An 11,036-nucleotide genomic window follows, 5' to 3' on the forward strand; every position below is an offset into this window, starting at 1 on the left:
TTTTTATTTTTTTTGTTTTATGGCATTGATTGCCTTTTGACCTTCTTTCAAAGGATTGTCATCTAAAAATTTTACTATTTCCGATTTCAAACCTGTTTTAATGCCAAGTTGTATAAATTTAAAATCCAATTCCCCATTTTCGTCCTTACAGAAAAAGCCATCAATTTTTGGCGGCAATTTCTTTTTAAAATTTACAGGCGTATAGAGTTCTTCATTGTTAATTGAATTGATAAAATTCTGTTGAATGGAATCTGGCAAAAAAGCTTTGGCTTTATCCAGAAGAAAGGGCTTTATTTCTTTCAGCATCACTTCATTGGGTCGGTAACGCAATGCCGAATTGTTGATTATCAAAACATTTTTTGACACATTTGTTATAAACTCAATGTTTGCAGTCATTCCCGGAAGCAATTCACCATTTTTATTATCTACATCAATCACCACCTGATAATTAACCACATTATTAATTTTAATGGGCTGCAGCCTAATTTGACTTACATTTCCGTGAAATTTTTTATCCTGAAATGTTTGCACCGTAAAACGAACTTCCATTCCATTTAAAATATAGCCAATATCACTTTCATCAACATCAGCCAACAACTGCATTTTTGAAAGATCTTCAGCAATGACAAACATTTTTGGTGTTGCAAAAGAAGCGGCTACGGTTTGTCCTTCTTCCACGCTTCTATCGATTACTGTTCCGCTTATTGGAGAAGTAATTTTCGCATAACCCATTGTGACTTTTATACTTTTTACAGAAGCCAGTGCCGCTTCCTTTGCACTTAAAGCTTGCGCATAAACATATTTGGAGTTGGAGTATTCTTGTTCCGAAATCACTTTTTCTCCAAATAAGGATTTGTCTCGCTCAAATTCTTCTTTTGCCTGGTTCAATTTTGCTTGTGCAACGGATAAATTGGCTTCTGCATTTATTAAATTTGTATATAATAATTTCAAATCCATTTCTGCCAACAATTGTCCTGCTTTAACTTTATCATTAAAGTCGACATAAATCCTTTTGATGGTTCCTGAAATTTGGGTCCCAACCTCAACCGTATTGATAGCTTCTAATGTACCTGTACTAGAAACAATCGCCTCAATGTCCCCTTTTTCAAGTGTTACATAATTGTAATCCAGATTTTTGGCATCAAATTTTGGCTTCGTCAAAAAATAAATAATTGTGGCTATGACTAAAACCACCAGAATTATCCATGTTAACTTTTTCATCACTTTAATCTTTTCCTATTAATAATTGATAATCATAATATGTTGATTTATAATTTAATACGGCCTGCAGCCAATTTAAACGAGATTGTGTATATGCCAATTCGGCATCGTTTACCTCCAAAATTGTCCCCACACCCAATTCATATCTTTTTTTTGCCAGTTTTAAAGCTTCCGCAGTTAAGGTCATATTCTCTTGTTCCACTTCAACTTTTTGTCGTGCAAATTCTAAGTGTGAAACAAGTTCTTTGAACCGCATTTTAGTTTCTTTGGTGACATATTCCTTTTCTTCTTCTGCAATTTTTTTACCAAATTTCAATTGTTGTACCCTGTTTTTTGTGACAGTTCCGTTAAAAACAGGAATCTGCAATTGTAAGCCTACCAAACTAGTTTGTGCCCAATCATATTCAGAAAACTTAAAATTATTGGCCTGTGTCTGATAATTGTAATTTCCTATGGCATCTATTGTTGGGTAATAGGCCGATTTTGCAAGTTGAAGCTGTTTTTCATTCAAAACTACAGTAAGTTCCGATTGTTTTAATTGACTGTTTTTTTGGATTAGTTTTGCCGATTCTTCTTCTACAATAATTTCATCCTCCCTTAAAGTTATTGGTTCAGTCAGCTTAATGATAACGCTAGATTCCAGTCCCAGCAACAATTTTAAAGCATTGGCAGCAGGAAGCTTATTGCTTTGAGCTTCCAACAAATTACTTTTGGCAATTGCCACCTGCACTTTTGCAGAGGAAACATCAAACTCGGTTAATGTTCCTCTTTGTAACCTTTTTTGAATATCTTCTAAAAATTCATTCGCGTTTTTTAACCGACTTTCTTGAACCTTTACAATTTCCTGAACAATCAAATAATTAAAATAGGCTTTTTTTGTTGCATTTATAATGGAATGCCGTACGCCTCTGGCAGCTTCATTTTGAAAATCGTATTGCGTTTCCGACAATTTTTTATTGGCAAAATTATAGCTTGAATAAATTGGGAGCGAAAGGTGTAAAGAACTTCTAAATTCATTGTCCAATCCAAGTTTTGTGGCAGCATTATTATCTCCAAAACTTTCAGATAAAAATATCACCTGCCTGTCTATATTTCTGTTGTAACTGGAACTTAAATATAATTTTGGCAAAAAATTGGCCTTGGCTTCTTTTAATGCAAATTTTGAAGTGCTCACCTCATAATTTGAGATAACGATCGTTGTATTTTTTTGAAATGCCAAGTCAATTACGGCATCTAAACTAACAAAAATGCTATCTTGAGATAGCACCGATCGCCAACTTAAAAACATCAAAGATAAAAGCACCCAATTCATACGAAATAACTTCATATCACTATAATATTAAATTTATATGACATTGAAGTGTTATCAATAAGTAGAAAAAAATTAGCTAATCAATCACTTCAAAATCAGCTTAATAAAGAAAATGTAATTACTCTTTTAACCATAAAAACAAACTTAGACCACAACAAACTGCCGAATGAAATCATCGCTTTCAACCACAAGCGAGGTCACTTCAAAAACCTCTTTTCTGTTGTCTCTAAAAGTTTTTACAAAATTTGTGATGTCATCTTCTAGTTGTTGATGTTCTGTTCTAAATTGATGGGAATCATATTTAAAAGGATCTTCGATTAAATTGGTTAGATGGGTTAAATGCTTTTCCACCCTTTTCAACAAATCTGAACATAATTTATTTGTTTTCACGATACTTTTTCCAATGGATCGCACTGCATCACTGTCCTCTTTTTTTGAAATCCAAATAAAATATTTATCAATTAAATGATTCAAAAATTTCAAATCATCTTTATAAAACAATAAATCGGATTTCCAATGTTTGGTGAGGATGTATAATTCTTCCCAATTGGCATCAAAAATGTAAGTTCCGTTTGGCCTGTTTCTTAAATCGCTCATAATGGTTTCATTTTTAAATTAGAAAAATCACTTTTTTGCATAAATATTGAATGATTAAACACAATTTAAATTATCAAAATTTATACAATAAATTTAGTAAAGCCTGCCTCTCGAAAAAATGACCATTATCAATTATTATAAGTGCACAAATGAGTTATATCATTCTATTCCACCTTTAAGATTAATATCTTTATTTATTAACCATCTAAATACCCATCGAGATGAAAACAATTATATGTGCCATAGATTACACGAAGAATGCGGTCACTGCAATAAAATATGCGCATGAAATTAGCTCAAAATTAGAGGCCAATTTACTGGTGATTCATGTTTATAAACTTCCCATGATGTTGGGACTGGAATTTGATATTTTTTATGATGAACTAGAAAAAACCACACTCAAAAAATACAATTCGAAGCTCAAAAAATTCTGTAGAAAACATTTGGGAAAAGAATTAGATGAGATGAACATAAATACAGATGCATTTGAAGCATTGTCCATTGCCCAGGGAATACTTTCAAAAGCAACCGAGCATAAAGCATTTATGATTGTTATTGGAATGAAAAAAGAAAGTGCGTTAGAAGACCTTTTTATGGGTAACACTACCATAAATCTTATTGAAAAAGCCCCTTGCCCTATATTGGCAATTCCTGAAAATGCAACTAGTAAAAAGCTAAAAACTATTGTGTATGCAACAGATTTTGAAGAAGAAGATATTGGTGCAATTTATAAAGTGTCCCAAATTGCCAAAAAATTTAATGCCAAAATTAAAGTTGTGCACATTGATAAAGTTATTAATGGAGATGGAAATATAAAAATGGAATGGTTTAAGGAAATGGTATTGCAAAAAGTAACCTATAAAAAGATTGAATTCAAAGTGCTGTTTTCAGAAGAAATATTTAATACCCTCAAGAACTATTTAGACAGCAATCATATAGATTTGGTTGCTATGCTGGAACGAGAAAAAAGTGGATTTCTGAAAAAACTCTTTCACCGCGACTTGGTTAAAGAAATGGAATCCTTTGGAGAAATCCCTTTACTAAGCTTTAATGAAGCCAATTATTAATTTTAATCCATAGTTGAAATGAACCTATTTATAAAAGAATTCAGCCAAATCCGAATACAAGACATTGCTAAAGTTGGAGGGAAAAATGCTTCTTTGGGCGAAATGTATACCCAACTTAATAAAAAAGGAATAAATATTCCAAATGGCTTTGCAACTACTTCTAAAGCTTTTAATTTGTTTTTACAAGAAAATAATTTAGAAGATGGCTTAAACAATACATTGAATAAGCTTGATAAAAAGGAGTATTCAAACCTTAATGACATTGGTCAGGAAGCTAGGGAACTCATTCTTAAAGGAACTTTTTCCGAAAAATTTTCACAGGCAATAATTGATGCTTATAAAAATTTATGCAATAATAATTATTTTGAAGTAGCGGTGAGAAGCAGCGCAACTGCGGAAGACTTGCCGGAAGCAAGTTTTGCGGGGCAACATGATTCTTTTTTAAATATTAAAGGAGAAAATCACTTGCTGATTGCCGTTAAAGATTGCTTTGCGTCATTATATACGAATCGCGCCATAAAATATAGGGAAGACAAGGGCTTTAAACATCAAGACATTGCCATATCTGTTGGTGTCCAAAAAATGGTTCGATCAGATAAAGGCTGTTCTGGCGTTGGATTTACGCTTGAGCCTGAATCGGGTTTTGAGAACATTATTCTGATTTCCGGAGTATGGGGATTGGGAGAAAATATTGTGCAGGGTTTGGTGAATCCCGATGAATTTTATGTTTTTAAACCTACGCTAAGGTTAGGTAAAGATGCCATTATTCAGAGGAAAATGGGCAATAAAGCAAAAACCATGGTTTATACTGAATCTAACAACCATTCCTCCATAATGAATACAGACACACCGTTAGAAAAACAAAACCAATATATATTAACAGATAAAGAGATCCACACACTTTCAGAATGGGCGTTGCTTATTGAGGAGCACTATCAAAAAGCGATGGATATTGAATGGGCAAAAGACGGAATTACCGGCAATTTATATATCATTCAGGCCCGCCCGGAAACAGTGCACCAAATGAAAGACAAAAATCTGTTTTTTGAATATAAGTTAGAGGCAAAAAGCGAAATTCTCTGTGCTGGAAATGCAGTTGGCTCGGAAATTATTGTCGGCACAGCACGGATTTTAAATTCACCAAAAGAAGCTTCTCAACTACAAAAAGGTGAAATTGTAGTTACGGATACGATTACGCCCGATTGGGATCCAATACTAAAAAAAGCTGCAGGTATTGTCACAAATAAAGGAGGAAGAACCAGCCATGCTTCCATTGTAGCCAGAGAACTTGGAGTCCCGGCTGTTGTAGGTTGTGGAGACGCAACCCAAACGATAGCTGATGGCCATGTAATTACTATTTCTTGTGCAGAAGGAAAAACAGGCTATATTTTTAAAGGAAACCTTCCTTATGAAAAAAAAGTAATCGATTTTTCACATATCAAATTGCCAAAGACTGAGATAAAAATGATATTGGCCGATCCTGAAAAAGCATACCAGCTTTCTTTTTATCCAAATAACGGTGTTGGCTTATTACGTATGGAATTTATCATCATGCATACCATAAAAATTCACCCGATGGCTTTGGTAAATTTCGATAAAATTAAGGAAGAGTCCATTAGAATTGAAATTGAAAAACTAACGGCCAATTATCCAAACAAAGAAGATTATTTTGTGGACCAGCTTACCCAAGGTATCGCTACCATAGCAGCAGCTTTTTATCCAAAAGAAGTGATTGTGAGAATGAGCGATTTTAAAACGAATGAGTATGCAAATCTAATTGGAGGAAAACAATTTGAGCCTGTGGAAGAAAATCCGATGCTTGGGTTCAGAGGCGCTTCCAGATACTATAACGACTTATACAAAGATGGTTTTGGATTGGAATGCAAAGCCATAAAAAGAATACGCAACACTATGGGCCTTACCAATCTTAAAGTGATGATTCCTTTTTGCAGAACCTTGGAAGAAGGCGAAAAAGTGGTTAACATTATGGCCGAAAACGGACTGAAACGCGGGGAAAACGGACTTGAAATTTACACCATGGTTGAGATACCGAGCAATGTTATTTTGGCTGAAGAATTTGCTGAAATTTTTGATGGTTTCTCAATTGGCTCTAATGACTTAACTCAATTAACCCTCGGTGTTGACCGGGATTCCCAATTGATGGCCGAACTTTTTGACGAAAATAACAAAGCGGCAAAAGCAATGATTGCCTTGGCCATTGAAAAAGCAAAAAAGACAAAAACAAAAATAGGATTCTGTGGTCAGGCACCGAGTGACTTTCCCGAGTTTGCCGAGTTTTTGGTTAATCAGGGAATTGACAGTATTTCATTTAATCCAGATGCATTATTAAATGGAATTGAGAATACAGTTAAAGCGGAAAAACACAAAACCAGTTATGCCAAACAAGAACATTAATTTTTTAAAATTATTTCTAACAGATTTGTTTATAGCTCTTTAATCAGTTTTTCTCGTTCAAGCTGTTTAATTATTTTGTCTACATAATCATTTATTGTTGAAGTAATTGTTTGTGGATCTACCAAATTTAATGCGCCTACCCAAATAAGTGATTTGGTGTCATCCTCATTGATATTGTAAATGACCGTTTCAACGTTATACACTTTATAGGAATTGTAATATTGTGGTGCGTAATAAATGTCTTGATACCAATAATAATACCTTCCAAATCTTGACCAGCGATAACCAATAGAGGGATAGTATTCCGTATGATAATCTACGCGTTCATCAACGCCTTTAACCGATGTAATCACCACGGTATCAAAACCTTGCTTAGCTAGTTTCTTTATCATCTCATCTATTTCTTCCTCGCTTTTTTTAGAGGTGGTAAAGGTACCATCAATAATACCTGTACTTTCCACAGCATAAATGTTTCGAAGCACAAAAGCATTCTTTAATTTCTCCTCAAATATTTTACGGGCGGTCAGGTTATCCGTCATTCCAATCACCAACATTTTTTTCGGTTCAAAAGAAGTGATTTCTTGGTTCTTCCAACTGTCCACAAATCTGGTTGAAGAACAGGCCGAGAAAAGTAATATTCCTATAAATAATGCAATTCTTTTCATCTGTTTAATTTTATTTTTTAGTTGGAACAGTTGCTGTTCGTCATTAATCATCCCTTTCTGTCGCAAAATTTGATATGCTCGTTTCATGACCTTTTGTTTTACCCTAAAATTAAGAATCTCAAATATTTTATGAATTGATAAGTATCAACTTCAAGAATTGATTAATATCAGATTAACTAAAAATATTATTGATTTTTTTTTCAATGTTGGCATAAATAATATTCTTTTAAATGTCACCTGAATGTAACCCTTAAAATAAGTCGATAACTTTTAAATATTGACAAGGTGTTTTGAGGAATATCATTTTAATTCTCCAAAAGTGTTTCTAATTTAGAATAAAATTCCAGATTATGTCAGTAGCTATAAAACATCCGTTACCTAAACCCATTTTCGAGAAATTAGTAAATACGCATGGACTTCATTGTGTTTCCATTTATCTTCCGATGCACAAAGACGGCAAAGAACAAAATGCACGCATTTCGCAAGCTACGTTAAAACAATGCATAAAAAAAGTGCATACCGACCTGGCCCGGCATGAAATGGATTCACAAGAAATCAAAAAATATTTGAAACCCATTGAAGAATTAATTGCCGACATAGAATTGTGGAGAAATCCATCAGACGGTTTGGCTATATTTTTGAATAAAAATGGGTTAAATTATTATACGCTTCCTATTTCTTTTGAAATAAAAACAAACGTAAGCGATCATTTTTATCTAAAACCATTGTTGGCTTTATATAACGAAGACGACGATTTCTATTTATTGGAATTGAGCCAGGATTATGTAAAACTTTATGAAGCCAATAAGTATGGTTATCAGGATATTTATATTGAAGATTTTGCTCCTGATCAATTGGAAGAAGCAGTTGGTTTTGATTTCAGACAAAATATGCTTCAATTCAGAGGAGGACAAAACGTGCAAGCAACTGGGGCGTATCAAGGAAAAAATCCTGGGAAAGATGATGTTAAAAAAGAATTATATACTTTTTTTAGGGCGATAGATAAAGGCATCAATAAAGTAATTTCCAACAAAAAAGCGCCGCTCGTCATTGCTTGCGCCAATCCGTTATTCGGGCTTTATAAAGAAGCCAATACCTATCCAATACTTCTTGAAAACTATATTGCCGGTGATTCAGAATTTAAAAACAAAACCAAACTGCATCAGGAATCCTGGAAACTGGTTCACCCTTATTTTGAAAAAATAAAAGAAGCTAAATTACTTCAATACAAGGAATTATATCACACACCTAAAACATCTTATCAAATTTCAGAAATTGTTCCGGCTGCGATGAACGGCAAAATAGATACACTTTTTGTTCAAAATAGCGAAGATGAATTTGGTGTTTTCGATAAACAAACCAATCGTTTAATGTTTCGTAAGGAAACAGATTTAAATAATGCATCTTTAAGCGATTTAAGTGCCGTGAATACTTTTATGCAAGGCGGAAAAGTATTCTTTTTAACGCCGGAAGAAATGCCAGATACAGGTCACCCAATGAATGCTTTATTAAGATATTAATGGTTTCATCATTTTATGAGTTTTGTCACTATTCATATTTCAAAAACTAAAAATTAATGCAATAAATCGTTCAAATCTCATTAAAAAAAAGAAATATATTGAGGAATATCATTTCAATAAAAAGAGCAAACCATTAATTTCATTAAATATTATTAATCATATTATTAATCATAAAATCGAAAGTTATGTCAGTATTAAAAGTTATTGAACTCATGGGGAATTCCTCCATTAGTTTTGAGGATGCCGTTCAAAATGTAGTTAACGAAGCTTCTAAATCGGTGAAAAATATCAAGTCTGTATATATTGAACATTTTCATGTGACAATAAACGGCAATAAAATATCACAATTCCGGGTAGACACAAAAGTCACTTTTGGAATTTTAGATTAATTAGTTATTTTGGGTTAATTAGCAAAATGAGGTATTTTAAAAAAATTTTAATCAGTAAACTTGCAAACTGGTGTTTAAGAATACCTCATTTTATTTTATGAAATTTCAATTTTATCAATGTAAAAATCGACCAGCCCAACCAGTTAAATAACACTAAATTAAAACAACATGAATCAAGTAAATATATTTAACGAAAATGTGGAAGCGTATGAGGCTTGGTATGAAAAATATCCTGAAGTCTATCTATCAGAGGTAGCTGCACTAAAAGAACAATTTTTAAAATTACCCGAAAACATAAAAGGTCTTGAAGTAGGTATAGGCACAGGTAAGTTTGCGCAAATTTTAGGAATAAAGGAAGGCGTTGAGCCCTCCAATGAAATGGCATCTATTGCAAGAAAAAGAGGCCTCGAGGTGGTAAACGGCAATGCTGAAATTCTTCCTGTTAAAGATTTGAATTTCGATTTTGTGCTCTTTGTCACTATTTGCCATTTAAACAGTGCTAAACAGGCTTTTAAAGAGGCATGTAGGGTTTTAAAACCTAAAGGCAGCATTATTATTGGTTTTATTGATAAAGATCAGAAAATTGGAAAAGCCTATGAAGAAAACAGAATGCGAAGCACTTTTTTTAGGTATGCGAATTTTTATTCGGTAATCCAAGTCACTAAATTATTGAAGGAAGCTGGTTTTAAAGACCTGGAATACAACCAAACCTTATTTGGAAATATAGAAGAAATAAAAGAAGTTCAGCTCCCAAAAAAAGGTTTTGGAGAAGGTTCCTTTGTGGTCATAAAGGCTGTTAAGAAATAAAAATAGGGAGACAATTTTAACCTGTAAAATCTAGAAATTGACAACAGGATTGATAAAAGCAATCCTTTTTTTGTTTTTTCACTTAAAACTCAGGCTTTCTCCCACCCGGTCAATCCTGCGGAAATTACAAATTTCATCACATCGCTAGAGCTTATATTTATTGGCCTGATATTGGCTCTTGGCACAATAAACAACTCTCCCGAAAAATTATAGGAATGCGGGAAATATACCGCCACTTTATTCTCTTCATCCAAAAGTGATAAATTTTCTTCAGTAATAAAACCAATTTTTTCAAGATCGGAACTTAAGTTCACTTTTACCAAAACCGGTTGGTTGAACTTTTTTTCTTTACCCACAAAAGCTGAAAACAAATCATTAAAGGCCGAATAAACGAATTTTACCAAAGGAATCCTTCCTATTACATTTTTAAACACCAGTTTTAGCGGCTGCGCAATAAAGGTTCTTCCAACAAAACCTATAAAAATTAAGAATATCAAAAGTGTTAATACACCCAAACCGGGAATTTTGATGTCAAAAAACTTAATCAAAAATTCCTGGGATAAATTATCCATAAACATAAAAACGGAGTAAATAATATACCCTGTTATGGTTAATGGCGCTATATACAATAAACCTTCTATAAAATAATTGATTAATCTTTTCATCATAATATCTTAATAATTTGATTGGTGTTTAATGATTTGCCATTTGTTGAAAACGCCTTTATTTAATAAAAAAATAGCGTTGTTTCATAAACAAAAACATACTTCAAAGATAGGATGAAAATTTGAATCTTTTAAAGCTTGTTTAATAAAAACAACAATTTAAAAACTCCATCTTATTCTAGCAAAAAGGCTTGTGCCAATTGCTTTAAAATCTTCAAATTCAAAGAAAGATTGACCCGTAAAATTAAGCGCCCAATTTGTGGCTATTGAATAATCAATGCTTGGAATGACAATAACAGAATGATTTGTGGGAGAATAAATTGTGCTCATAGAAGCCGAAAATATGGGAGAAAATTCTTTTGAGAGCTGAAGAAATCC

At 33.0% G+C, this 11,036-nt stretch carries 11 protein-coding genes; 5 read left to right on the plus strand and 6 right to left on the minus strand.

Going from position 1 to position 11,036, the window contains the following annotated elements; translation table 11 throughout:
• Nucleotides 1–3 precede the first annotated feature (3 nt).
• From ABY285_RS05035 to ABY285_RS05045, 3 genes are all read right to left on the minus strand, one after another.
• The gene (locus tag ABY285_RS05035) at nucleotides 4–1,221 is read right to left on the minus strand and encodes an efflux RND transporter periplasmic adaptor subunit (protein WP_372767667.1); all 1,218 of its coding nucleotides are present in this window, start codon (nucleotides 1,219–1,221) and stop codon (nucleotides 4–6) included.
• Between the two features lie 4 nt (nucleotides 1,222–1,225).
• Nucleotides 1,226–2,548 (minus strand): TolC family protein, encoded by a 1,323-nt coding sequence (locus tag ABY285_RS05040; protein WP_372767669.1) that lies wholly within the window; start codon nucleotides 2,546–2,548, stop codon nucleotides 1,226–1,228.
• 129 nt (nucleotides 2,549–2,677) lie between these two features.
• Entirely contained in the window at nucleotides 2,678–3,130 is a 453-nt protein-coding gene (locus ABY285_RS05045) for a hypothetical protein (protein ID WP_372767671.1), read from the minus strand.
• A 221-nt stretch (nucleotides 3,131–3,351) separates the two neighbouring features.
• Here ABY285_RS05045 and ABY285_RS05050 point away from each other — a divergent pair, with 221 nt between their 5' ends.
• Nucleotides 3,352–4,197 carry a universal stress protein gene (locus tag ABY285_RS05050; RefSeq protein ID WP_372767673.1) on the plus strand — a complete coding sequence of 282 codons (846 nt, stop codon included), beginning with the start codon at nucleotides 3,352–3,354 and terminating at the stop codon, nucleotides 4,195–4,197.
• An 18-nt stretch (nucleotides 4,198–4,215) separates the two neighbouring features.
• Complete coding sequence (gene ppsA / locus ABY285_RS05055; RefSeq protein ID WP_372767675.1) at nucleotides 4,216–6,612, plus strand: phosphoenolpyruvate synthase; 2,397 nt, start codon at nucleotides 4,216–4,218, stop codon at nucleotides 6,610–6,612.
• Nucleotides 6,613–6,641: 29 nt separating this feature from the next.
• Here ppsA and ABY285_RS05060 read toward each other — a convergent pair whose 3' ends face one another.
• A complete protein-coding gene (locus ABY285_RS05060; protein ID WP_372767677.1) occupies nucleotides 6,642–7,277 on the minus strand; it encodes a hypothetical protein in 636 nt (211 codons plus the stop codon).
• 350 nt (nucleotides 7,278–7,627) lie between these two features.
• Between ABY285_RS05060 and ABY285_RS05065 the strand changes: the two genes are divergently transcribed.
• The 3 genes from ABY285_RS05065 to ABY285_RS05075 all read left to right on the plus strand — a co-directional run bounded on the left by ABY285_RS05065 (nucleotide 7,628) and on the right by ABY285_RS05075 (nucleotide 9,993).
• Nucleotides 7,628–8,797, plus strand: coding sequence for a hypothetical protein (locus ABY285_RS05065; protein ID WP_372767679.1), 1,170 nt, complete (start codon nucleotides 7,628–7,630; stop codon nucleotides 8,795–8,797).
• A gap of 185 nt (nucleotides 8,798–8,982) precedes the next feature.
• Nucleotides 8,983–9,186 carry a dodecin family protein gene (locus ABY285_RS05070; protein ID WP_372767681.1) on the plus strand — a complete coding sequence of 68 codons (204 nt, stop codon included), beginning with the start codon at nucleotides 8,983–8,985 and terminating at the stop codon, nucleotides 9,184–9,186.
• Nucleotides 9,187–9,354: 168 nt separating this feature from the next.
• Nucleotides 9,355–9,993 carry a class I SAM-dependent methyltransferase gene (locus tag ABY285_RS05075; protein WP_372767683.1) on the plus strand — a complete coding sequence of 213 codons (639 nt, stop codon included), beginning with the start codon at nucleotides 9,355–9,357 and terminating at the stop codon, nucleotides 9,991–9,993.
• 89 nt (nucleotides 9,994–10,082) lie between these two features.
• Here the strand turns inward: ABY285_RS05075 and ABY285_RS05080 are convergent, their stop codons facing one another.
• Together ABY285_RS05080 and ABY285_RS05085 are read right to left on the minus strand one after the other, a co-directional pair.
• A complete protein-coding gene (locus ABY285_RS05080) occupies nucleotides 10,083–10,661 on the minus strand; it encodes a DUF502 domain-containing protein (protein WP_372767685.1) in 579 nt (192 codons plus the stop codon).
• Between the two features lie 156 nt (nucleotides 10,662–10,817).
• Nucleotides 10,818–11,036: hypothetical protein (locus ABY285_RS05085; RefSeq protein WP_372767687.1), on the minus strand; the 219-nt coding region annotated here is incomplete at its 5' end.

It is taken from the genome of Lutibacter sp., from assembly GCF_041555395.1.
Taxonomy (GTDB): domain Bacteria; phylum Bacteroidota; class Bacteroidia; order Flavobacteriales; family Flavobacteriaceae; genus Lutibacter.